Origin of the sequence: Phaeodactylibacter xiamenensis (genome assembly GCF_965229835.1) — a bacterium.
In the GTDB taxonomy this organism is placed as follows: domain Bacteria; phylum Bacteroidota; class Bacteroidia; order Chitinophagales; family Saprospiraceae; genus Phaeodactylibacter; species Phaeodactylibacter xiamenensis.
Map to the genome: position 1 here is coordinate 7,066,549 of NZ_OZ245931.1, position 23,090 is coordinate 7,089,638.

17 protein-coding genes are annotated in these 23,090 nt (G+C 52.9%); 9 read left to right on the forward strand and 8 right to left on the reverse strand.

Annotation, left to right across the window (positions count from 1 at the left end):
* The first annotated feature begins 138 nt into the window (after window positions 1-138).
* The 4 genes from ACO08I_RS27250 (at window position 139) to ACO08I_RS27265 (ending at window position 6,574) form a co-directional block, all read left to right on the forward strand.
* Entirely contained in the window at window positions 139-3,633 is a 3,495-nt protein-coding gene (locus ACO08I_RS27250) for a caspase family protein (protein ID WP_421947700.1), read from the forward strand.
* Window positions 3,634-3,741: 108 nt separating this feature from the next.
* The gene (locus ACO08I_RS27255) at window positions 3,742-4,647 is read left to right on the forward strand and encodes a helix-turn-helix domain-containing protein (RefSeq protein WP_421947701.1); all 906 of its coding nucleotides are present in this window, start codon (window positions 3,742-3,744) and stop codon (window positions 4,645-4,647) included.
* Between the two features lie 50 nt (window positions 4,648-4,697).
* A complete protein-coding gene (locus tag ACO08I_RS27260; protein WP_282778907.1) occupies window positions 4,698-5,756 on the forward strand; it encodes an NAD-dependent epimerase/dehydratase family protein in 1,059 nt (352 codons plus the stop codon).
* A 401-nt stretch (window positions 5,757-6,157) separates the two neighbouring features.
* Window positions 6,158-6,574 (forward strand): VOC family protein, encoded by a 417-nt coding sequence (locus tag ACO08I_RS27265; protein ID WP_282778906.1) that lies wholly within the window; start codon window positions 6,158-6,160, stop codon window positions 6,572-6,574.
* A gap of 140 nt (window positions 6,575-6,714) precedes the next feature.
* Here the strand turns inward: ACO08I_RS27265 and ACO08I_RS27270 are convergent, their stop codons facing one another.
* Window positions 6,715-7,824 carry an MBL fold metallo-hydrolase gene (locus tag ACO08I_RS27270; protein ID WP_421947702.1) on the reverse strand — a complete coding sequence of 370 codons (1,110 nt, stop codon included), beginning with the start codon at window positions 7,822-7,824 and terminating at the stop codon, window positions 6,715-6,717.
* A gap of 183 nt (window positions 7,825-8,007) precedes the next feature.
* Here ACO08I_RS27270 and ACO08I_RS27275 point away from each other — a divergent pair, with 183 nt between their 5' ends.
* The 5 genes from ACO08I_RS27275 (at window position 8,008) to ACO08I_RS27295 (ending at window position 13,138) form a co-directional block, all read left to right on the forward strand.
* The gene (locus tag ACO08I_RS27275) at window positions 8,008-8,631 is read left to right on the forward strand and encodes a hypothetical protein (protein ID WP_421947703.1); all 624 of its coding nucleotides are present in this window, start codon (window positions 8,008-8,010) and stop codon (window positions 8,629-8,631) included.
* 26 nt (window positions 8,632-8,657) lie between these two features.
* Window positions 8,658-9,140: a (2Fe-2S)-binding protein gene (locus ACO08I_RS27280; RefSeq protein ID WP_282778900.1), complete on the forward strand. Its 483-nt coding sequence runs from the start codon at window positions 8,658-8,660 to the stop codon at window positions 9,138-9,140.
* The gene (locus tag ACO08I_RS27285) at window positions 9,137-11,305 is read left to right on the forward strand and encodes a molybdopterin cofactor-binding domain-containing protein (protein ID WP_421947704.1); all 2,169 of its coding nucleotides are present in this window, start codon (window positions 9,137-9,139) and stop codon (window positions 11,303-11,305) included. The genes ACO08I_RS27280 and ACO08I_RS27285 overlap by 4 nt, the downstream gene beginning before the upstream one ends.
* A 58-nt stretch (window positions 11,306-11,363) precedes the next feature.
* Complete coding sequence (gene ruvB / locus ACO08I_RS27290; protein ID WP_282778896.1) at window positions 11,364-12,395, forward strand: Holliday junction branch migration DNA helicase RuvB; 1,032 nt, start codon at window positions 11,364-11,366, stop codon at window positions 12,393-12,395.
* A gap of 176 nt (window positions 12,396-12,571) precedes the next feature.
* Window positions 12,572-13,138, forward strand: a complete 567-nt coding sequence (locus tag ACO08I_RS27295) for a GNAT family N-acetyltransferase (protein ID WP_052516187.1) — start codon at window positions 12,572-12,574, stop codon at window positions 13,136-13,138.
* A 6-nt stretch (window positions 13,139-13,144) separates the two neighbouring features.
* On the opposite strand, the gene ACO08I_RS27300 is transcribed toward ACO08I_RS27295, so the two are convergent.
* The 7 genes from ACO08I_RS27300 to ACO08I_RS27330 form a co-directional block, all read right to left on the reverse strand.
* Window positions 13,145-14,407, reverse strand: a complete 1,263-nt coding sequence (locus ACO08I_RS27300) for a zinc dependent phospholipase C family protein (protein ID WP_282778892.1) — start codon at window positions 14,405-14,407, stop codon at window positions 13,145-13,147.
* Window positions 14,408-14,478: 71 nt separating this feature from the next.
* Window positions 14,479-15,519, reverse strand: a complete 1,041-nt coding sequence (locus ACO08I_RS27305; RefSeq protein WP_421947705.1) for a DUF4340 domain-containing protein — start codon at window positions 15,517-15,519, stop codon at window positions 14,479-14,481.
* A gap of 12 nt (window positions 15,520-15,531) precedes the next feature.
* Window positions 15,532-17,253, reverse strand: coding sequence for a gliding motility-associated ABC transporter substrate-binding protein GldG (gene gldG, locus ACO08I_RS27310; RefSeq protein WP_282778888.1), 1,722 nt, complete (start codon window positions 17,251-17,253; stop codon window positions 15,532-15,534).
* 91 nt (window positions 17,254-17,344) lie between these two features.
* The gene (gene gldF / locus ACO08I_RS27315) at window positions 17,345-18,076 is read right to left on the reverse strand and encodes a gliding motility-associated ABC transporter permease subunit GldF (protein ID WP_044224004.1); all 732 of its coding nucleotides are present in this window, start codon (window positions 18,074-18,076) and stop codon (window positions 17,345-17,347) included.
* A gap of 6 nt (window positions 18,077-18,082) precedes the next feature.
* Window positions 18,083-18,784 carry a hypothetical protein gene (locus ACO08I_RS27320; protein WP_421947706.1) on the reverse strand — a complete coding sequence of 234 codons (702 nt, stop codon included), beginning with the start codon at window positions 18,782-18,784 and terminating at the stop codon, window positions 18,083-18,085.
* Between the two features lie 5 nt (window positions 18,785-18,789).
* Entirely contained in the window at window positions 18,790-19,695 is a 906-nt protein-coding gene (gldA, locus tag ACO08I_RS27325; RefSeq protein ID WP_282778883.1) for a gliding motility-associated ABC transporter ATP-binding subunit GldA, read from the reverse strand.
* A gap of 61 nt (window positions 19,696-19,756) precedes the next feature.
* Window positions 19,757-21,529 carry a hypothetical protein gene (locus tag ACO08I_RS27330; RefSeq protein ID WP_421947707.1) on the reverse strand — a complete coding sequence of 591 codons (1,773 nt, stop codon included), beginning with the start codon at window positions 21,527-21,529 and terminating at the stop codon, window positions 19,757-19,759.
* Window positions 21,530-23,090: the final 1,561 nt, after the last annotated feature.

Here is a 23,090-nt window from a genome sequence, read left to right on the forward strand (position 1 = left end):
TTGAATACTGTGCAAAGCTCACGCTCCAACAGTCCAAAGTGTTTGCTCGTGGCTTACACTTAGGCAGGCCTCTGGGGAACCTTTTATGAGCTACTCAAATCCATCAAAAGCAAATCCGATTCACCTAAACCCACCGAAATGAGATTGCAAATTGTTTCTCTTCTTGCCTTGTTGCCCTTCTATTTATCTGCACAAAAACCGGATTTCAGCCTCAACCTGGGCCATACCGGACCGGTTACCGGCCTGACCTTTTCGCCCAGTGGCGAATACCTGGTTTCCAGTGCAGAGGACAATACCATGAAGGTTTGGGATGTGCAGGGAGGGCATCTTTTGGAAACCTCCCCGGTGAACCCATACCCGCCCTTCGCCCGGCATCTGTTTTTCTTTTCGGAGCAGGAACTGGTTGCTTATCAAAACACCGGCGCGCTGAGCAACTGGTTTACCTGGACCTGGAATCTCCAGGATAACCAGCTTTCGGACGGAAGAGATATGATGGCCCGACCTATGGATGAATCTTTATCCTTGTCTTTCGACGGGATGGAACCTGATGCTGAGCCCTCTGGCCGTAACTATACAGCCGAACTGAAAAAAGCCGTTGAGTCAGACTTCTCAGCCTCGGGCGAGTTCATTTACTTCACAAGTGGTATTGGTCTTCAGCACAATGGCTTACGCCGGGATGGGCAGCGGTATTATAAACGCCGGGGCGATACACTGGTTTTTCGAAATATCTGGGCTCCAATAGATTCTACGGTTAGGATTTACGACGGTCTGAGCTCGGTCTTTTCCCAAAGTAGCGGAGGCCACTTCCTCATGGGCAGTCCGGAGGGCCCGAATGGAAAAGACTTTACTATTTGGCCTGTTGACGGGAAGGGGGCGCCGTTTTCCTTAACGGTACCCGCCGGATACCTTTTGGCAGACATCAATTCAGATGGAACAAAGGCGCTGTTGTTTCACGAAAGTGGGAAGGTTGCCCTGTTTGACCTTCAAGAACAACAGCTGGCAGAACTACCGGTGGGCTTGTCCCGGGTAAAGTTACGCAAGGAGGTACCACGCCCTGAAATTATCATTTATAATCAGGCCTCCTTTTCACCATACGGGCGCCTGCTTGCCCTGGGAGGAGAAGATGGCGTGATTTACCTGTATGATTACGAGCGTGGGGTGTTGATCAGAAAACTTGAAGGCTACACCTCGGGTATCAGGCAGGCAAAGTTTAGCCCGGACGGGGAGGAATTACACTTTGCCTTTGATCAATTGCCTGCCCGTACCTGGGATTTGAAAAACCAGCTGATTAAGGCAGGCTCTTACTTGTCATCAGAACCTGTTGTCTCCTACGAAGCTCCTGAAATAGGTGGGATACCGGATGGGCGATTAGCTGTAGTCATTAGCGAAGACAATCAGCTGGAGCTTTGGGATAGAGAGGCCGGAGAGCGGGTACAGGTGATTGGAGACCCTGAGTCGATTACTGAGACTGGCAACAGAATTGCAGGTGCGGTCATCAGTCCTAACCGTAAACGGTTGTTTTTATCAACATATCTTATTGCTAGAAGAGATGCCGCCACCAACATCCTTTGGGATTTGGAAAACAACCAAAAGGTGGCGGACATCAGGGTGTCTATCAATAAAGGCGTTTCTGCCAGGGTATTTTCCCCGGATGGCAGGTACCTGCTCCTGGGGCATAGGTCAGGAGAAATTTCAGTTTACGATCAGCGTTCAGGAGCGTTTTTGCTTGAGTTATACGGGCACGAAAACAGCATTAGAGGTTTTGCCATCAACCCGGCAAACACCAATCAGTTCCTGTCTTTTGATGAAAATCAGGATGGAAGGGCAATCCTGTGGGACATCAGCAAGAAGGCGCCCATAGCTACTTTGTTCAATCTGGGCACAGAAGACTGGGTGGTAACCATGCCTGGAGGCCTGTTTGATGCCTCACCCGAAGCAATGAAGCTCATTTTTTACAAAGTCGAGGAACAGTCCGAAACAGAAATCATCGAGCTGGAACAGTTAAAGAGCCGCTACTATGAGCCGGGATTACTGCAAAAGCTTCTGGGGCATTCTACGGAACGGCTGCGCCCGGTGGAGCACCTTGCTGCTCTGCCGCTCTTTCCAAAATCAGCGCTGCGTATTGATAAAGACGAGTTGCAGGTAACTCTCACTGAACGGTCCGGCGGAATAGGTGCTGTTGCCATTTCTGTCAATGGGAAGGAAGTAGCCGCTGATGCCAACCCCGACCGTGCCACTCGCCTGGTCTTCGATTTAAAGCCATTTCAAAGCTATCTGCTTCGGCATCCGGACAGTATCAACATCGTGAGCATCCGGACTTTCAATGCAGCAGGGTGGCTAAAGAGCTCCGCCAAAGGGCTGGAATACGAGCCTGCTGCATGGGCACGGGGCAGTGGCCAGGGCCGTACAGACTGGACGGGGACTTTAGACCCAAAAATGTTTGTGGTTTGTATTGGCACATCGGATTATTCCGGTACCAACCTGGACCTGAAATATGCTACTCAGGATGCGAATGCGATGGCCAAAGCACTACAGTATGCCGGTGCCAACCTTTTCGCCAATGGAGATAGCATAGAAGTGTATGCACTCACTACAACACAGGAAACCTTCCCTGAAGTAAATGGCAGAACGGTCAGCTGGCAGTTTGCGGATAAGACCAATATAAAGGCCACTTTGCAAGCCATCCAAAAGAAGGCCAAAGCAGAAGATATCGTATTGATCTATTTGTCCGGGCATGGGGTCACCTATGGCATAGGAGAGGAATCGCAGTTTTACTACCTCACGGCCAGTGTGTCCGATGAAGGGATGATCAGCGATCAGCAGGTACGCGAAGCATACGCAGTATCGAGTGGTGAATTAACAGCTTGGATCAATGCCATACCGGCACTGAAGCAGGTATTGGTGGTAGATGCCTGCAACTCCGGAAAAGTGGTGGAAGAACTGACGGGCAATACCCGGAATTTAAACTCCAGTCAGATCAGGGCTTTCGATCGTATGAAGGACCGGACGGGCATGTTCGTCCTGTCTGGGAGTGCGGCGGATAAAGTCAGTTACGAAGCAAGTGAATACGGGCAGGGCTTGCTGACCTACGCGCTGCTGCAAGGCATGATGGGCATGGATGCCCGCCGCTCTGCTGAAGGGCATTATGTGGATGTGATGCGGCTGTTCCAGTACGCCCGGAATGAAGTACCTAAACTGGCCGCCTCCATCAAAGGTATACAAACTCCGATGCTGGGGTTCCCATCAAGTGGAGCAAGTTTTGACATTGGTATTGTAAAAGACCAGCGCAATATCCCAATTGGGCAAAAGAAGCCGGTCTTCACCCGACCTGTCTTCCTGAACTCCAACACGCTTGATGATGATCTGAAGCTCATGCCGCTTCTGGAACAAGCTCTGGACCGGGAGTCCGAAAAAGGGAGGTCTGCAGATTTTATGTATGTAACGGCCAGTGACTATCTGGCTGCCTGGTCTGTTAAAGGGCAGTATGCTGTGGAGGGAGGCCGTATCACGCTAACTGCAAAGCTGTTTGGAGGAGAAAAGCCGGTGCTTCTGGATATCCCACCTGCAAATGACCCCGAACAGCTGATCAGAATGGTGGTACGTGAGGTCAAAAAGGCTTTGCGCAATCTTTAGAGCATGCGTTGGAAACTGAATTCCCGGAAATGTGTTGCCGATTCGCTAAATTGTGTTCTTCGCAAAGCTGGAATGTGCTCACCTTTGCACTAAAGAAATGCAGTAATAATGTCTGACCAGTTTCTGAAGATCGAATCCATTTCCCAGCTCCATGAGCTACTGGGCTGTGATAAGCCCAAGCACCCGCTCATCACCGTGCTTGACCCGCAGCAATTGCAGGTGCCTGCCCAGATGCATAATGTACGCGTAGTTTCCAGCTTCTACGCCGTCTGGCTGAAAACAACCGATTGCGGAATAGAGTACGGGCGCAACCACTACGATTTCGAGGAAGGCGCACTGGTCTTCACCGCTCCGCAGCAAGTCGTATCGGTAAGCGGGGAAGTCGCAGAGGATGAAGACGGCTGGATGCTGTTTTTTCACCCCGACCTGATCCGGTCCACGGGGCTCGGTGAGAAAATTGACCAGTATACCTTCTTCTCCTATGAGATACACGAAGCCCTGCACCTGTCGGATGCAGAGAAAGCTACGATCACTCAGTGTATTCATAACATCAAAGACGAGTACGAACAGCGCATTGACGATCACAGCCAAAGTGTAATTGTTTCCAATGTTGAGCTGTTGCTCAATTACTGCAGCCGCTACTACGCCCGGCAGTTCAATACCCGGACGACTGCCAACAAGGACATACTGACCCGTTTTGAGCGGGTGTTGAAGGACTATTTCGACTCGGATCAGCTCATTAAAAAGGGCATACCCACAGTGCAGGACCTGGCCGGGGAGGTCCACCTGTCCGCTGACTACCTCAGCGATTTGCTCAAAAAGGAGACGGGCCGGTCTGCCAAAGACCACATCAATGACTTTGTAGTGGAAAAAGCCAAGTACCTCCTGCTCAACAGTCAGGATACCATCAGCGGTATTGCCTATGAGCTGGGCTTTAACTACCCGCACTACTTCAGCCGCCTGTTTAAAGCAAAGACCGGACAAACACCACAGGAATTCCGTTCGTTGAATTAAGCACCATTTCTGCTGCTGCCCATTCTATATCAATTTAAAATTCAGACTACATGACCACGATAGATCAAAGCAAACCCGTAATGGTAACCGGCGCAACCGGATACGTAGCCGGATGGCTGGTGAAGCAACTCCTCGAAGCAGGCCTGACAGTCCACGCTGCCGTCAGGAACCCTTCAAAAACCGAAAAAATTGCCCACCTGGAGCAGATTGCTGCCGCATCAAAAGGCTCCATCAAATACTTTAAAGCGGACTTGCTGGAGGACGGTTCCTACGCCGAGGCTATGGAGGGCTGTGAACTGGTTTACCACACCGCTTCCCCCTTTACCTCCAACTTTGAAGACGCACAAAAAGACCTCGTAGACCCTGCGGTCCTGGGTACAAAAAACGTGCTGGAGCAAGCCAATAAAACCAACTCCGTCAAGCGGGTGGTCCTCACCAGCAGCTGCGCTTCCATCTACACCGATGCCAGCGAGGTGAAAGATACCCCAAAAGGTATGCTAACGGAAGACATCTGGAACACCACCGCTTCCCTGGAGTATCAGCCCTATTCCTACTCCAAGACCATGGCGGAGCGCGCCGCATGGGAGATCAACGAAAAGCAAAGCCGCTGGGACCTCGTGGTCATCAACCCCTGCCTGGTGATGGGCCCGCCCCTCAACCCTAAAGCCACAACTTCCGAAAGCTTCAACCTGCTTAAGCAACTGGGCGATGGTACCCTTAAGACCGGTGTACCTAATGTCGGTATCGGCCTGGTGGATGTACGCGATGTCGCTGATGCTCACTTTCAGGCGGGGTTCCGCCCGGAGGCAGAAGGCCGGCATATCACCTGCGGGCACAATACCAACTTTCTGGCATTAGCCCAGGCTTTACAGCCCAAATACGGCAAAGACTATCCGGTGCCTAAGAATGCCCTGCCTAAGTGGCTGGTGGTCCTTGCCGGTCCGTTGCTGGACAAATCTCTGGACCGCAAGTTCCTGCGCAATAACGTCAACCACGTCTGGCGCGCCGATAACAGCAAGAGCCGCGAGAAGCTGGGCGTCACTTACCGGCCTATGCAGGAAACGATGGAAGACTCTTTTGCTGCACTGATTGAGGCGGGAGTTTTTTAACGATTGGTAAAAGCGCTTAAAGGGGGTACTGATGGCTAAGGGCTTCCCGAAAAATAAGTTTTCCAATTGGGTTTTGCATTGAGAAGGCATAAAACCAACCATCGGGCGGGTTTTGGGACTTATCAAGGCAAAAGCTACCAGATCAATTGGAGAACTTATTTTTGCCCCCCCTACTAAGGAGCCTGTCGGTGTCCCTTTTTTCATTGTAGCAGGTGCAAAGTTTAGTCTGTTTTGGGCAGGTAATTCGGAATACAGTGCCTCAAGCCATAAATCCTTGACACCCCAAGTTTCGTTCTTTTCCGCCTACTCTTCGTTGAAGAACCGGCACTAATGGAAAGATTCCACTTTGTGTTGTACTTTGTGTGTATTGCCCGGCAGTCTGCAATTAGAACGAAAAAAAAATGACTCAAAGAATAGCACATATTGCTTTACTTGTGAAAGATTATGATGACGCGATTGAATTTTATACCCAAAAATTGGATTTCATATTGCTTGAGGACACGAGAATAAGTGAAAAGAAAAGATGGGTAATGGTTGCACCACCAGGAGCAAAAGAATGCTCCCTGTTACTTGCCAAGGCAGCGAATGAACAGCAAACAAAAAGTATAGGTAATCAAACGGGGGGACGAGTTGGATTTTTTCTCTTCACAGATGATTTTTGGAGAGATTATAATAAATTGACGGCCAGAGAAGTAAGCTTTGTAAGGCCACCAGCTGAGTTTGAATATGGAACTGTGGCAGTATTCAAGGACTTATATGGAAATTTGTGGGATTTGATTGAACCCAATGAGAATAACAAAGGATTGATGATAAAATGACAGCAGGCAGGAACGCATATCGATTATGGCTGCTGAACCTCTGTTAGCAAGGGTTATTCTTAAAGCCTTCGCCAATGCTGTATTTTGCATGATCAGAGATTTGGAATTTAACCCATTAGAAGTCGGATTGAGTCCAATCCTCAGTTATAATCCTCCCACCAGTGCACAACCGGTGGCCTTGCCTCATTGCTCACCCTTTCCCCAATCTTCGGTACCACAATATCCAGTTTTTCCTGCGCTGCTGCCTCCACAAACCGCTGCACCGGGGCCCGCCAGTCGTGAGGGGCAAGCTTGAAGCCGCCCCAGTGTACGGGCGTGCTCACTTTCGCGCCGGTCTCAATCGCCCCCTGCACCGCTTCCTCCGGCAGGGCATGTATCTGAGTCCAGAGCTTGTAGTACTGCCCACATTCCATAAAGGCCCAGTCGAACGGGCCGAAGCGCTCCCCAATTTCCCGGAAGTGGGTGTCATAACCACCGTCGCCGCTCCAGTAGACCTTGTAATCCGGTGTTTGCAGCACCAAGCCTCCCCAGAGGCATTTCGTGCGGTCGGTCAGCCCGCGGCCGGAAAAGTGCCGCGATGGGGTGAAGGTGAACTGTACTTTGCCAACCTGCCCCTCGTCCCACCAGTCCATTTCTGTGATTCGTTCCGGGGCAATGCCCCATCGGCGGAGGTGGCGCTTCACGCCAAGGGCAACGTAAAAATGCGCGGCTTTGCCTTTCAGGCGCTGAATGCTGCTATAATCCAGGTGGTCGTAGTGGTCGTGTGTCAGAAAAACCGCATCAAGATCAGGCAGCTGATCGATAACCGAGAGGGTGTTATCGCTAAAGCGCTTAGTGCGAATGGGGCCAACCGGGGAGGCATCCGGCCCCAGCATGGGGTCAATCAGCAGGTTTTGACCACCCAGCCGCATCAGGCATACGGCATGCCCGTACCAGATGAACTGAAAAGGCGCACTGCTATTCTCCCAAGCCTTTTGATCAAAAGGAACCACCGGGATCGGGCGCTGCGGGATTTTGAGCTTGGCATCTTTCAGGTTATCCTGAATGAGCCCCGGCAGATTGGACAGGCTCACATCATCGCCGGTAGGGCTCAGGTTTTCAAAAATCTTGCCGTTCCAATGCGGGGAGCGGGCGTAGTTGTGCCGGTCTTCGGGTGTGATTTTTCCGCCAAACTGCGGGTGGAATGTAAGGTAAGCCCAGAGCGCCACGCCAAGACAAAGCAGGATGGAAAGAAGGATAATAATTGTCAAGAGGTATAAGATTTTGAATCAAAAGGGAATCGTCAAAGAAAGCTAAACAGAATGAGTTATCTTAGACTTTGGTCCGGATTTCAGCTGCATTCCGGGTTTTGTGTTAGTATTTCCGGGAACAGGCATGCATAAATCCGGTTGATTTGGATCAACTTTGACCAACAACTAAACCGCTAAACAAAGATGAAAAAAACATACCGGGCTTATCTGGCATCCTCCTTACTGCTGGGCATTCTGGTTTTTGGCTTCAGTACCCCAAAATCGCACCCTCCTGAACCTAAACTACCTGAAAAGAGCAAAAGCACTGCCGCTGAACTCACCCCCGAGCAAGCTTTCGATCTTATGATGGAGGTTCTGACCCACAAACGCTGTGTCAATTGCCACCCTTCCGATGATTATCCACGGCAGGGAGAAGACAGCCATATTCACAATTTTGGCGTACAGCGCGGACCGGACAATCACGGGGTCGCCGCCCTGCAATGCCAAACCTGCCATCAGCAAGAAAACAACAACCACGCCGGTGTGCCCGGTGCCCCGGAATGGAGCCTTGCCCCCCGTAAAATGGCCTGGCAGGGGCTGACGCGGGTGGAAATTGCCCGGTCTATGCTTAATCCCGACAACAACGGCGGCCGCACCCTTGAAGAAACCGTCCACCACCTCACCGAACACGAACTGGTTCTCTGGGCCTGGGAGCCGGGCGTGGACGCCAACGGTACACCCCGTGAAAAACCGCCGGTGCCCAAGGCGGAATACATCAAAGCTGTGAAAGCCTGGGCAGCGGGCGGCGCTCCGATCCCCGAAGAATAATCTGATCAACTGGAAAACAAAAAAATATGACTATTTCATTCAACATAAACGGGCAGCCCACCTCCCTTGACGTGGACGGCGATACGCCCCTGCTGTGGGTCGTTCGGGACATGCTCGACCTGAAAGGCACTAAATTTGGCTGCGGCAAGGCGGCCTGTGGCGCCTGCACCCTCCATGTGGATGGCAAGGCCATCCGCTCCTGTTCCTACGCCGTGAAGTACGCTGAGGGCAAAAATATCACCACCATCGAAGGGCTTTCCAACGGCGATCAGCTCCATCCGGTACAGCAGGCCTGGATGGAGGAAATCGTACCTCAGTGCGGCTACTGTCAGCCTGGCTTCATGATGGCAACGGCAGCCCTTCTGTCGGAAATCCCCAATCCCACGGATGAGGATATCGACAACAACATCGTCAACGTCTGCCGCTGCGCCACTTACTACCGGATGCGTAAAGCCATCCACCGGGCAGCCGATATCCAATCCCAAAACGCTAAAAACCAGCCCTCATGAGCACTCCAAAACCCAAAAAGAAATTCTCCCGGAGAAAATTCATTGTCCGTTCAACGGTAGGCGTGGGCGTAGCCATTGGCGCGACCTACTTTACCCGCCCGCTGTGGCGGCGCTCCATTGCCGGCTTTGTCAATTCCGCAGAACTCCCCTACAACGGCAGTACTGATGAGCCCCGCCTGTGGTTTGAAGTCACGGCTGATAATGAGGTCATTCTCAACTCGCCCAAAGTAGAGATGGGGCAGGGTACCTTTACCGGGCTGGCGCAGATTGCAGCCGACGAACTGGAGGTAGACATCCAACAAATCAAAGTTATTCATGCGCCAACCGCTTCCGGCAATATCGATGGCACTTCCACGGGCGGCAGTACCTCCATTTCCAGCCTGTGGCAACCCCTGCGCGAACTGGCTGCCACGATGCGGGAGATGCTGAAAATCGAAGCTGCCAAACAGTTGGGCACGGATGCCGCTGCACTTACGGTCAAAGACGGGGTGGTTACCCACAACGGGCAGACCTTAACCTACGGCGAGATCGTGAAGAACGTAACCGAGTGGGAAATACCCGAAACGCCTCCGCTCAAGGATGTTTCGACCTATAAATTTGTGGGCAAGCCGGTGCCCCGGGTCGACTTAAAAGACAAGGTGATCGGTGCGCCTATGTTTGGCATGGACGCGAGCCTGCCTGATATGCTGTATGGCGCTGTGGTGCGCTCGGAGCGCATTGGAGCCACCTTCGTGGGGGCTGATACGAGTGCAGCTGAAAATATGCCGGGCGTCGTCAAGGTGGTCAAAGAACCGGACTTCGTTGGCGTAGTCGCCACCTCCCAAATGGCAGCCGAACAGGCCAAACAAGCCATCAAAGCCGAATGGGCAACCGAGCGCAACTGGCAATCAGAAGACATTGAGGCGATGATCAAAGTAGGGCAGGGCGACCCGGTAACGATTCAGAAGACCGGGCGGGCGAAGCGTATCCTTGACAACGAAGAGGATGTAGTTACGGCAGAATTTACCAGCCCGATCGGTGCACATGCCCAAATGGAGCCCAACGGAGCGGTTGCCCATGTGGAAGATGACAAGGCCACGATCATTATGTCCACACAGGTGGTGAATCTGACCCGGAAGGAAGTTGCTGACCGGCTCGGGTTAGCCCCGGAGGATGTCAACATCATTCCTACGTATCTTGGCGGAGGCTTTGGCCGCCGTTTGCATACGCCCAATGCGGTGCAGGCTGCCGTACTCTCAAAAGCCGTAGGCAAGCCCGTGAAGTGCTTTTTCAACCGTCGGGAGGAGTTTCAAAATGATACCTTCCGGCCGCCCACTCATCACGTATTGCGGGGTGTGTTGGATAAGCAAGGGAAGATCAAAGCCATCGAGCACAATCTATCAAGTGGCGATGTCATGTTTGGCTCTCCCATGTTCCCTGGTATTGCAGAGCCTGTACTGGGGGCGGATGCCGGTGCCTGGCGGGGCGGGATGATTCAGTACGGAGCTATTCCCAATTTCCGGACGGTATCCTGGCGGGTGAAGCTCCCTTTTGCCACAAGCTGGTGGCGGAGCCTGGGCTTACTGGCTAATACCTTTGCCATCGAAAGTTTTATGGACGAGCTGGCACTGAAAGCCGGTAAGGATCCTGTTCAGTTCCGCCTGGAGCACATTCAGGAAGATGAAGCCGGGCACCGCCTGCGCGAAGTCATCAAAGCTGCAGCTGAAAAAGCGGGCTGGAAAGATGAGGTCCTCAACGGTCGGGCGATGGGCTTTGCGGCTTCTACAGATGCGCGGACACCCTGTGCGCAGGTGGCAGAGGTCTCGATTGAAAATGGCGAAATCAAAGTGCACAAAGTAACCTGCGCGATCGACCCCGGCCTAGCGGTCAACCCTGATCAGGTGCGGGCACAGTGCGAGGGCAGTATCATCATGGGGCAGAGTGCGGCCATGTACGAGCGTATGTTCGTGAAAGACGGGCAGCTGCTGCCTACCATCTACGGCCCCTACCGGATGGCACTAATGCGGGATGCACCAAAGGAAATTGACGTGGTCATCCTGGAAAATGCAGATGCCCCCGGTGCGGTCGGTGAGCCCCCGTTGGGCCCGATAGGCGCGGCGATTGCCAATGCAGTCTTCCGGCTTACCGGTGAGCGGCTCCGGTCGTTGCCGTTGGCGATTGCCTAAATATGGCTTTTGATTCCCGGAAAAATGCCATCTTTGTCAGGACAAGAAAACGGTATACATGAGCAATCCCTATCTGGATCCTACAGGTGACGAATTTACGCCGGACGAGCAGAGCGCCGAAGTGCAGCTGCGCCCGCAGGCCCTGGATGACTTCAGCGGTCAGCCTAAAATCGTGGAGAACCTGCAAATCTTCATTCAGGCAGCCCTGGGCAGGGGAGAGGCTTTGGACCATGTACTGCTACATGGCCCTCCCGGATTGGGCAAAACGACCCTTTCCCACATTATCGCCAATGAGCTGCAGGCAGAGCTGAAGATGACTTCCGGCCCTGTACTGGAAAAACCCGGCGATCTGGCAGGCTTGCTCACCAACCTGGAAGAAGGCGATGTACTCTTCATAGACGAAATCCATCGCCTGAATACGGTGGTGGAGGAATACCTCTACTCCGCTATGGAAGACTACCGGATTGACATTATGATCGACAGCGGCCCTAATGCGCGGAGTATACAAATTGACCTTAACCCCTTTACCCTCATTGGGGCAACGACCCGAATGGGCCTGCTGACCGCCCCTATGCGGGCCCGCTTCGGCATCAACTGCCACCTCGACTATTACGACGCCAAGACCCTCAACCGCATCATCAAACGATCGGCCGGTATACTGGATGTGCCAATCACGGAAGATGGCGCTAAGGAAATCGCCCGCCGCAGCCGGGGTACACCGCGTATTGCCAATGCCTTGTTGCGTCGTATCCGGGATTTCGCGCAGATTAAAGGGAATGGTACCATCGACCGCAAGATCGCCGAATATGGCCTATCCGCCCTCAATGTAGACGAAGGCGGCCTGGATGAAATGGATAACAAAATCCTTTCCACCATTATCCATAAATTCAAAGGCGGCCCGGTGGGCATCACCACTATCGGCACTGCAGTAGGAGAGGAGGCCGGTACAATTGAGGAAGTACATGAACCCTTCCTGATTATGGAAGGCTACATTCAGCGTACGCCCCGGGGTAGAGAGGCTACAGAGAAAGCCTACAAGCATTTGGGTGTAGTGCCGCCTGGCCGTGCAGGGACTTTGTTTGATGAGTAGAGGGGGCAATACCTTCCGTGTTTTCCTTGCCCGTATGGGCGGGTATTCAGAGGTTCCCAATTCTGGCTTTCAATATACAGCAATTCTGAGATCCCGGACTGAGAATGGGCTGTCGGTATATCCTCCGGAGGAACGATTACACGAGGCTTGACGTTTCTCCTTGAAATCTAAGGACCATGCCAACAATACCCATACCCAATTTCCAGACAGCCTTCCGGCAAAAAGCATTGCAGGGACGAGACCTAAAGTTGCGCCGCCTGACCGCAGCAGACGCCCCAAAACTGACCACTTACGCCAATAACCCAAAAATTGCTGCTAACCTGATGGACCGCTTTCCAAACCCCTACACCCTGGAAAGTGCGCATTGGTTTATCAACTACGCAGCAGAAAATGAAGGAGAATCGGTTTTCGCTATCGATTGGGGAGAAGGGCTCATAGGCGTCATCAGCCTCATTTTCAAGCCCGATATTTACGCAGCCTCAGTAGAGTTAGGGTACTGGCTGGGCGAGCCTTTCTGGGGGCAGGGGATCATGCCTGAAGCTATAGGTTTGATTGTCAAACACGCCTTTGAAGACTTACAGCACAGCCGGGTGTATGCTAATGTCTTTCACACCAATCCTGCTTCCCGGCGGGTACTGGAGAAAGCTGGTTTCGAACGGGAAGGCATTGCCCGTAAAGCGATTGTGAAGAATGGACGGATACTAGATGTGTGGACGTATGGAAAGGTAAATCCTCGTTTGTAACTGATTTTATTCATGTGCACGCCCCTTCTGACTTCCGCTGCGCGCCTTCTCCTCAAGGACTTGCAGTTCCTCCAACTCTTCCGGCGACAGCCGGTATTGGTCAATATTGTCAAGGTCAGGCTGCCCGGCATCCACCCAGGCAGTATACCATGCGCTGCCAATAGAAAGGATTGTTGCCCGCATCCGGTCTTCCACCATGCCCTTCATCCGCTCCTGATAAGCTTTGGCATATTCCTGGCACTGGGTGCGAATAGTGCGGCCGAGGCGTTCTTCGTAGCAATATTGTTTGTCTTCCGGGAACGTTTTGCTCAGGTCCCGCTCAATCTGAAGGACACTGTCAACAAGGAGATGGCTGGCGAGCACCACATCCCAATAATAGTCTTTGGGATTGGCGATGTACTCGGCTTTGCCTACAAAGTAGTCGTACTCCTGATCGGCAAACAGCTCGGGTATCCGGCTTTCCCAAAAGGCGTGAATACCCACCTGATCGGTAAGCTGCCCGTTGTAATTGGTGGTGGTGTGAAGGGGTACATGTGCATCTCCGATATAATGCCCGAACTCTGCTGAGATACGCAGTATTCGGGGTATATCCCGGTTGCGAAAGGCAGCAGTAAGGCGGCGCTGCATAGCGGGCAAGTGGTAAGGCACAATGCCGTACTCCGAGAAGTGGTCCACCGCGTAGGCTTTTTCGCAATCAATCGCGCCCGGGCTTAGCCCAAAAAGCATGGCCAGGGTATCACAGCTCAGGTTCCATTCTTCTTCATAGTACTGCGGCATGATTTCCTGAATGAAATAGGTCTTGTAGTCCGACTGATAGGGCACCTTGATCGCCCCACCATCTGTATCCAGGCTGATGAGCACCTGACGGCCTATTGTGTCCCGGTAGAGCAGTGTCGTATCCCCATCGGAGTCCACAACGCCTACTTCCGTAAACTTCATTAGGGCTTCCGTCCAGTCCCTCGGTACTTCCGGGAAAGGGTAGGTACCCCAGTGGTCGATGTCAATATAGTGGCGTACAGCTTCGTGGCGGGTGGCGTAGCGGCGCTTGTCGGGGTCTACGGCATGCTCAGTGACGTACTCCAGGTTTTTCTTGTAGAACACAATCATCTCCGGTGGGAGGGTGAAGACGGCCATCCGGTTGAGCCGGCGGTGCCCCCAGAACCCCCAGCGCTCAGAAGGCGCAGCGCCCAGCCCAATGAGCAATAATAGTGTGGCAATGAGGAGGTTCCTGCTCGTTTGCCTGGAGCGAAGTGGCTTTTGATGGTTCATGTTCCGGCTCGGTTATATTGGGAAATGAGGTAAAATTAAGCTTTAACGGGCTTAGAATAACCTCATAACTGTCAGTTTAACAGGTTGGTATCCTGATAAAAGGAAGCGTAGCCCCAAAATATCTTTTCCATCACAAGATGCTGCGCCAACATGAAGTCCTGTTGGTTGCGCAACACAAAGTAGCGGTCGAGGTAGCCACCTGTGGTAACATAGTCCCCTGTTTTGCGGTCCTGTGTCGTGACTTTCTCCTTAATAATAGGGTAGAATACGGCACGGGTGGTATCCTCATTGGTATTGACAAGGGTGATGCTGCAAAAGGGGATGGTCTGCATAATGGAGTCACGGCTGGAGTACTCATTGCGGAAAGCCTCCGCGCCCACACTTTCAAAGTTGACCAGGTAAGCTTCCACACTGCCTTCCTTAAAGGGGCGCTGAATCTCAGGCGTAATATCGTAGAAAGGCTTTACCGTATAGTCGCTGCCCGTTGCTTCCAGAATAAAAGACTGGTTCTTTTGCTTTGGGTATTCGACGGAGAGATATTTGATGTCTTCTACCTTTTCTGAAAACAGCATCTTGTCCCGCCATTCGTCACCGTATCGGTCAAAGCGGACACTAAGGTTGCCTGAGAAGCCTGGCATTTCTGCGACGTAGGGCTGCTCCGCACCATCCATGATGATGTAGGTGCCGCGCTCATCTGCTGTAGAGCCGCCAATGTAGTAAGCCTTGAGCAGATTCCCTGCTTTATCGTACAGCTCCACCTTTTTGCCCTGAGTAGCCAGGACATTGACCATATTTTTCACTGCATTATCGGAAGGTTTGTACTTAATACGAACGTTCCTGATGGCTTCAAGCAAGGGCTCCATCACGTGCGGGTTAGCTGGGCCGGCGCCTTCCAGGTCCCAACCGCCGTTTTCATTGCGCACCAGAGTCGAACGTTCGCCTTTCCGGCCAGCAATAAAGATTTTGTGCAGCTGGCTCATGTCTTCCAGGGCGAAATCCCGGTCGGAGCCTGCCAATGTCATTTTATTGCGTTCATCATCCGTAGAAAGGTACCAGAAAGCCCCGCCGCCGAGCAGCAGGAAAACAACCAGCAAAATTAAAGTTCTTTTCATCTCTGAGTTTTATTAAGCTGCAAACCGGCGCCGCCGTACCAAGTTGTATGCAAATCCGAAAAGTGCCAGAAACAACAGCGGCACTCCAATATTTAAAAACTGCCAAAAACCCTTGCGCTCCTGGGCCTCAACAGTGTCCAGCAGCCTGAGTTTCACTTCTTTGCCCCGGGCCTGAATGACCCCTTGCTCATTGATCAGGTACTCCAGAGTATTGACCAGCAAATCTTTGTTGGCAAAAAGGTATTTATCAAATTCATTAAAGCCCAGCGGGCTGAATTGTTTGCCATCCCGGCCAACTTTATTACGGGCTATATCGCCATCCGCGATCACCACCATTTTGGTCGGTTCGCTTTGGGTGCGGAACTCCAGGCCCAGGTCTCGCATGCCCTGCAGCATACTCTCGGTCACCCGGTTCTCATATAAGGAAGGAAAAGTACCTTCCAGCAGAAGCCCCAGCGTTTGGGGCTCGGCATTGAACTTGTCGGGGTCCAGGTCGTAGCGCAGGAATTCAAAGTTCATCTCCACCGGGATGTACTGCACCCGGGTATTATCGGAAGACTGCAGTAAGGGGATCTTTTCCACTTCGGTCTTGGTGGTCACATCCAGGTCGACAGTACTGGGGTATTTGAAGTTAACCAGCCCCAGGTTGTTGACGATGGGGTGGTCCGCTTTCGGGGCGACGACCGGATGGTAAGGATACCGGAAGTTGTCAAACTGCGGAGCATTGCCCTGCATGCCTACCACCAACGGGATGCTGGAACACTGCAAATCAAGGACCAGATTGGGCTGAATACGGATGCCATAGCGAAACAGCAGGTCATCCAGGTTGAGATCATATTCGTTGGGATAGTACTGTGCCCGGCCCTGCAGGCTGTCCAGGTCTACCCGCACTTTGTCCAGTAGCCACAGGACCTTGCCGCCCTGCATCACGTACTGGTCAATTTTAAATTTGTCCTTTTCGGAAAAGGGGCGGGTAGGCTTGGCTACGATCAGCAAGTCGGCTGCTTCACCGATGTGCACAACGCTGTCAAGATTGACGCGCCCAAACTCATAGTACCCCTCCAGCGTCTTCTGCAGATCGGCGGTTTCGATGCGTTCCAGCTCGCCATGGCCGGTCGTGAACAGCACGTTGGGCTGCACTGTACTGCCCAGCCGTTGTATGGCATTGGCCAGCTTATACTCCAGCAGGCCCACTGAGTTGTTGAGGGTGAGCTCCTGCGGCATGCCCGGCACTTCATTTTCCAGCAGATTGACCGCTATTTCCCGGTTTTTGTAGAAAATGATAGCGTAGGGATAGATCATCTTACGCTCGGTGCCTTCCACGCCCTTTACGGTCAGTTGAGTGGGCGTAATGCCCTGATCACGAAGGTTTTGCCGCCGCTCATTGATTTCCTGGGTCGTGCCCCGGTTGGGGTTTTCAAATTCGTACTCCACATAGCCGGAGACGCCCCGGAAGTCGTCCAGGAGGTCTTGCGTAGCATTGCGTAAACGCTTAAACCCGGCGGGGAATTCCCCTTCCAGCAATACCCGGATGTACACTACATCATCCAGGCCTTCGAGTAGTTCACGGGTAGGCTCGGTGAGGGTAAACCGTTTCTCCTCCGTCATATCCAGGAAGCTGTATAAAGGCTTACCGGCTATCCGGGCATTAGCCAGGATATTGAGGAACAGCAGAATGCCGAAGAACAGCAGGAGCTGAAGGACGAATTGTGTCTTTTGTTGTTGCTTAGCCATTGGAGCGTAAAGGTTACGATCTTGAGTCTATGATACAATCAGAACTGTGCGAGGGTTGCCTCTGAGCACGTGAATCCTGCCTTTTGTTGATTTACCATTTCCGGCGTTCCATGGAAAACAGGGTAAGCCCCAGGAACAAGGCAATGACCGAAAGGAAGTAGACGATATCCCGGCTATCGATTAACCCCCGGCTGATAGACCGGTAGTGGTAGTCAATGCCAAACATCTGCACCACGTCGTCCACTTTTCCTACCAGGCCTGGAAGCCGGCTCAGGAAATCAAAGCCGTAGTACAGGAAGAAGGCCAGGAAGGTGGCCAGCAGAAAGGCGACAATCTGGTTGTTAGACAGGGAAGATGCAAATAGCCCGATAGCCACGTACGCAGCTGCCAGGAAGAACAGCCCGATGTAAGAGCCCAGCACCGCACCGCCGTCAATATTCCCAACCGGAGACCCCAATTGGTAAACGGTGTAATAGTACAGCAGGGTGGGGATGAGGGCAAAAAGCACCAGCACTATACAGGCCAGATATTTGCCCAGGATAATCTGCAGGCTGGTAATAGGCCGGGTCGCCAGCAGCTCTATGGTGCCGCTTTGGTATTCTTCTGCAAAAGACCGCATCGTCACAGCAGGGATCAGGAATAGAAACACCATCGGGCCGATTTCAAAAAGTGGCCCCAGGCTGGCATAATTAACATTCAACAGGCTCGTGTCTGGGAAGACAAACAAAATGAGCCCGGTAATGACCAGAAAAACCCCAACGACAATATAGCCGATCAGGGAACTGAAAAATGCGTTGACTTCCTTTAGGAAAATACTTTGCATGTAGGCTTACTTTTTGGATTTTTTTGCTTCTTCTTCCGGTACGGGGATATAAACCGGATTGCGATCATCATAAATCAATACACATTTGTAGAGCATGTCGGTACTTGCCGTCTCAGGCAGCTCATCAACCGTTCGGTACATCTTGGTATCATCCCCAATCATGCCAATCAGGGTAGGCTGATCGAGCGGGCCGTGCTGCCCGGAAAGCAGGTGCAGGATACGCGCCTCATTGATGATTTCCCGCTTGGAAATATTGCCCCGCCGGAACGGGCGCCCGGTCAGTGGGTTGTAGGCTTTGATTTCTACTAATCGCTCCTCTTCGCGCTCGAATTCGTAATAGCAAATACGGCCCCGCACCCGCAAACCGGCGAAGTGCAGTACTGCCGTATCTTTCATGATTTCATTCGGTAACTTGATATAAGGCAGTCCATCGAGTACGATTCCCCAGAGCTCTTCCGGTAGCTCCATACCGTCTTTAGAGCGGATATATTCGGCCTGTGCCCGGTAAGATTCCGCATTGGCAGCCAGTTTTGCATTAAGGTCACTCCAAAGGTAGTCGGGCTGATTGTTACGCAGGGCTTCCAGGGTAAGGTAGGCCCCATCCTGAAACCGGAAAGCCGCCTTGAGCTGGGCAGAGTCTGCCTGGGCGCCTACCCAGACAGGCAGTGCAAGCAGCAAACCAATAAGGAGTCGTTGTAGTACAGGCATAGGGGTTACTTTGTGAGGCGCTGGAATACCTCGTCCATCTCAAATACTTCTTTGCGCATTTCCAGCAGCTTTACTTTCTGGTCTACCGCGAAATCAAAGACGGATGCCCGCAGGTCCTCCTCCGCATCCGCCAGGATTTGATAACGATAGCCATTAAGTTGGCGGACTTCCTTAACGCCGTTGATCTTTTTGAGCTGCTGCTGCGGGATTTTGCTCTGGAACTCCACCGTAATCACCGACTCTCCGGTAGTGACGGACTGCAGGTGGTCGATGGTGTCATCTGCTACGAGATTTCCCCGGTTGATGATCACCACCCGGTCGCAGATGGCTTTAACCTCCTGCATGATGTGGGTGGAAAAAATCACCGTTTTCTCCTCGCCCAGTTGTTTGATCAGCGCCCGGATATCAGCCAGCTGATTGGGGTCAAGCCCGGCGGTGGGCTCATCCAGAATCAGCACTTGCGGGTCATGCAGCAGGGCCTGCGCCAGGCCTACCCGTTGCCGGTAGCCTTTGGAAAGCGCACCAATAGGCTTGCGCTGCTCCCGCTCCAGCCCGGTCATTTCAATCATCTCGCTGATGCGCTGATTGGGTTTGCTGATCTTGTGGAGCCCGGCAATAAACCGGAGGTATTCCCGCACGTACATGTCGAGATAAAGCGGGTTGTGCTCCGGCAGGTAGCCAATATTTTTGCGGACCTCCATGGGCGCTTCCTGCACATCGTACCCGCAAACGGTTGCCTGACCGCTGCTTTGGGGGATATAGCAGGTCAGCACTTTCATCGTGGTGGTCTTTCCGGCACCGTTGGGGCCCAGAAAACCAAGAACCTGCCCGGGCTTCGCCTCGAAGGAAATATTATTGACCGCCTTTTGTTCCCCGTATATCTTGGTCAGGTTCTGCACCACTACCGACATAGCATTCAAATTTTAGTCCGCAAAACTATAAAAAAATGACCGCAAGCCCGCCCTGAAAGCTCTATTGCAATGGCCTTTGTCGGATGACGACCTGCGAACAGGCTTTCGAACGTTGCAAAGACAACCCAAATTGCGCCAGTGAAGACCGGGCGGCCGCTATGCTGCTAAAATCCAGATGCCCCCGTAACAGCGCCCTTTCCGAAACAGACAGGTTGTTGTGCACCGGTACGCCCAACTCGCGCTGCATCAGCTGCAGGACTTCCGAAAGCGGTGCCCGCAGGACCAGTGCCGTTCGTTCCTGCTGGTCCCAGATGATGCGCCCGGGGTCTTCCGTGGTCAGGTGCTCCTGCAGCAGCAGGCTGTCTTTGAGTTGCAAGTCATACTGCGGAGGCGTAGGCCGCCAGTCGATTTCCAACCGGTATGCTTCTTCCAGTTGCTCCAGGATCATCGCTTTTCCGTCAGAAAGGGAGTACCGGCTTGAAGCAAAGATTATGTCGAGCCGGGGATCCTGATACAGGCCACTCCAGTGCACTTGATTGCTATCCACTTCCAGCAGTTTCGGCAGGACTTCTGAAAGCCGCATTCCCATAACAGACAATCGAACCGGGGATTCGGTTGTATCCTGGCCGGAAACAAAGAAGGGCTGAGCGGCACCGGTCTCCTTTATTGTGAGCCGGAAGGGCCGGGCAGATTCAATATTGAAGGCGAAAGCCTGCGGGAAAAGTTGCAGGCAACCGGGTTCAGGCTCTACGATCATTCGGTTGAAATAGATGGTCTGGGCCGGCTGTAACTGCCAGAGCCGCTTAGCCAGCTCAGACTGCTGCAGGCTGTTGGCGACCCACATCTCCGGTTGTTGGGAGGTGCCCGCAATGATCATCTGAAAACTGTGAATGGGTAGCTCTTCAGCCCCTACAAACAGTCGAACAGGCTCTGCCAACTGTCCTTCAATTTGCCAAAGATGATAATTCGTGCTCATCGGATTGGCGCTTAGTGGCCCCCAGCGTAGCTCTACCTCAGGCCCGCGGTAGTCCATATAATCGGGCAGGGCTTTCCAGTCCAATGGCTCTGTAAGCGTGGTCGTACGCCGGATTTCCTGTGTGGAAAAGAGCTGATCGCGGTCGGCCAGTAAGCGGTTGTAAGTCCGGAAGCCTGGTATGTGAATGATTTTGTAAAGGGCGTTTTGCTGGTACAGCTCATAAATATGTCGGGTTCCGGTTGCGGAAGTATCAATACGGAGGATGGGGCGCTGCCCGGTTTCCTGTATCACCTGAAACCCAAAAGCTTCCTGTGTATGCCGGGGGTGCGGGACCTTTACAGCAGGACTGTACGGCAGCATGGGGTCAATGACCCGGATGTGCAGGGATTGGATCCGGATACTGTCTGCAACATCAATCCGCAGGCTGATAATATCTCCCGGGCGAATGCCATTTTGATAAGCAGACACCACCGATGCATCGAATCCCTGTTGAGGGGAATAAGCAGGATAGGAAAACCAGAAGGGCCCAAACCGCTGATAAGGCTCCCGGTGCAGCTGTACCACTTCAAAGGGCAGCGACCGGGCTTCCCTGAAAACCTTTAGCGGCTGCCCGATCAGCATTTTAAACTCATCCAGCGGAAGTGCTGCCTCGCCCTTGTAAACTTCCGGATTAGCGAATTTGGACAGCGGGATGCTCAAAGCCCCCCACTGAACCCGGTAGTCGCTTGGTGCAACGGGCGCCTCGTGTATGGGCAAAGACCCGGCCTGACCAGCTGCCGCCGCCTCAGGTTCAGGCTGCGAACAGCTAACCATAAGCCCCAGCACCAAAGCTGCCAGTAATCCGGAGTATCCACGCATAACTTGGAAAATATTTGTCCTAAGTTAACGCGTATTTGGGACAATTGCTTAGTCTGCCTTCCTAATGAAACGTTAAGGAGGGTTTGGCGGGGCTTCTCTGCCGAAAGCCGTGAGTCATAATCAAAAGCTGGATGTATGGTCAAGGGCAACGATCGATAACCTGTTGCCGCTTCTCCGCGCCGTAGGTGCGCAATGTGCCTATGTGGAAAGGTTTGGTGCCGAACGTAAGCGATAGCGCATCGTTTCCAGGCTAGCCGCTCTGAGTAGTTCACATCCCGCACCTACGGCGCGGAGCCAGCGCGATGCCTAGGAGTTACCCACATTATACCCCTAATGGGGCACTGGGGCTGGGATGGCTGAGTTGTACACAAAGCAGTATACAGCTCTAGTCCGCTATCAAGGCTCAAGGAAACTTGTAAGCAACCCCTGAAGCTCCGTTAAGAGCTGTATGTGGGTAACCCCAATCTGCTGCCGCTTCCCCGCGCCGTAGGTGCGTAATGTGCCTATGTGGAAAGGTTTGGTGCCGAACGTAAGCGATAGGGCATCGTTTCCAGGCTAGCCGCCCTGAGTAGCTCACATTCCGCACCTATGGCGCGGAGCCAGCGCGATGCCTAGGGGTTACCCACATTATGCCCCTAGCGGGGCATTGGGGCAGCTATACCTGGGTGTACACAAAGCAGTTAAAGCTCTAGTCCGCTATCAAGGCTGAAGGGAAAGTGTAGGCAACCCTTTGGAGCTCCGTTAGGAGCTGTATGTGGGTAACCCTCCAATCTGTTGCCGCTTCCCCGCGCCGTAGGTGCGTAATGTGCCTATGTGGAAAGGTTTGGTGCCAGACGTGAGCGATAGCGCATCGTTTCGAGGCTAGCCGCTCTGAGTAGTTCACATTCCGCACCTACGGCGCGGAGCCAGTTCGATCTCTTGGAGTTACCCACATTATGCCCCTAATGGGGCATTGGGGTAGCTATAGCTGGGCTGTAAACCAAGCAGTATACAGCTCTAGTCCGCTATTTTAGGCTCAAGGAAACTTGTAAGCAACCCCTGAAGCTCCGTTAAGAGCTGTATGTGGGTAACCCCAATCTGCTGCCGCTTCCCCGCGCCGTAGGTGCGTAATGTGCCTATGTGGAAAGGTTTGGTGCCGAACGTAAGCGATAGGGCATCGTTTCCAGGCTAGCCGCCCTGAGTAGTTCACATTCCGCACCTATGGCGCGGAGCCAGCGCGATGCCTAGGGGTTACCCACATTATGCCCCTAGCGGGGCATTGGGGCAGCTATACCTGGGTGTACACAAAGCAGTTAAAGCTCTAGTCCGCTATCAAGGCTGAAGGGAAAGTGTAGGCAACCCTTTGGAGCTCCGTTAGGAGCTGTATGTGGGTAACCCTCCAATCTGTTGCCGCTTCCCCGCGCCGTAGGTGCGTAATGTGCCTATGTGGAAAGGTTTGGTGCCAGACGTGAGCGATAGCGCATCGTTTCGAGGCTAGCCGCTCTGAGTAGTTCACATTCCGCACCTACGGCGCGGAGCCAGTTCGATCTCTTGGAGTTACCCACATTATGCCCCTAATGGG

What these genes read in the sequence shown, in the direction of transcription:
- ACO08I_RS27250 (WP_421947700.1), top strand. Translation starts at nt 139, where the DNA reads ATGAGATTGCAAATTGTTTCTCTTCTTGCCTTGTTGCCCTTCTATTTA.
- ACO08I_RS27255 (WP_421947701.1), top strand. Translation starts at nt 3,742, where the DNA reads ATGTCTGACCAGTTTCTGAAGATCGAATCCATTTCCCAGCTCCATGAG.
- ACO08I_RS27260 (WP_282778907.1), top strand. Translation starts at nt 4,698, where the DNA reads ATGACCACGATAGATCAAAGCAAACCCGTAATGGTAACCGGCGCAACC.
- ACO08I_RS27265 (WP_282778906.1), top strand. Translation starts at nt 6,158, where the DNA reads ATGACTCAAAGAATAGCACATATTGCTTTACTTGTGAAAGATTATGAT.
- ACO08I_RS27275 (WP_421947703.1), top strand. Translation starts at nt 8,008, where the DNA reads ATGAAAAAAACATACCGGGCTTATCTGGCATCCTCCTTACTGCTGGGC.
- ACO08I_RS27280 (WP_282778900.1), top strand. Translation starts at nt 8,658, where the DNA reads ATGACTATTTCATTCAACATAAACGGGCAGCCCACCTCCCTTGACGTG.
- ACO08I_RS27285 (WP_421947704.1), top strand. Translation starts at nt 9,137, where the DNA reads ATGAGCACTCCAAAACCCAAAAAGAAATTCTCCCGGAGAAAATTCATT.
- ruvB (WP_282778896.1), top strand. Translation starts at nt 11,364, where the DNA reads ATGAGCAATCCCTATCTGGATCCTACAGGTGACGAATTTACGCCGGAC.
- ACO08I_RS27295 (WP_052516187.1), top strand. Translation starts at nt 12,572, where the DNA reads ATGCCAACAATACCCATACCCAATTTCCAGACAGCCTTCCGGCAAAAA.
- ACO08I_RS27300 (WP_282778892.1), bottom strand. Translation starts at nt 14,407, where the DNA reads ATGAACCATCAAAAGCCACTTCGCTCCAGGCAAACGAGCAGGAACCTC.
- ACO08I_RS27305 (WP_421947705.1), bottom strand. Translation starts at nt 15,519, where the DNA reads ATGAAAAGAACTTTAATTTTGCTGGTTGTTTTCCTGCTGCTCGGCGGC.
- gldG (WP_282778888.1), bottom strand. Translation starts at nt 17,253, where the DNA reads ATGGCTAAGCAACAACAAAAGACACAATTCGTCCTTCAGCTCCTGCTG.
- gldF (WP_044224004.1), bottom strand. Translation starts at nt 18,076, where the DNA reads ATGCAAAGTATTTTCCTAAAGGAAGTCAACGCATTTTTCAGTTCCCTG.
- ACO08I_RS27320 (WP_421947706.1), bottom strand. Translation starts at nt 18,784, where the DNA reads ATGCCTGTACTACAACGACTCCTTATTGGTTTGCTGCTTGCACTGCCT.
- gldA (WP_282778883.1), bottom strand. Translation starts at nt 19,695, where the DNA reads ATGTCGGTAGTGGTGCAGAACCTGACCAAGATATACGGGGAACAAAAG.
- ACO08I_RS27330 (WP_421947707.1), bottom strand. Translation starts at nt 21,529, where the DNA reads ATGCGTGGATACTCCGGATTACTGGCAGCTTTGGTGCTGGGGCTTATG.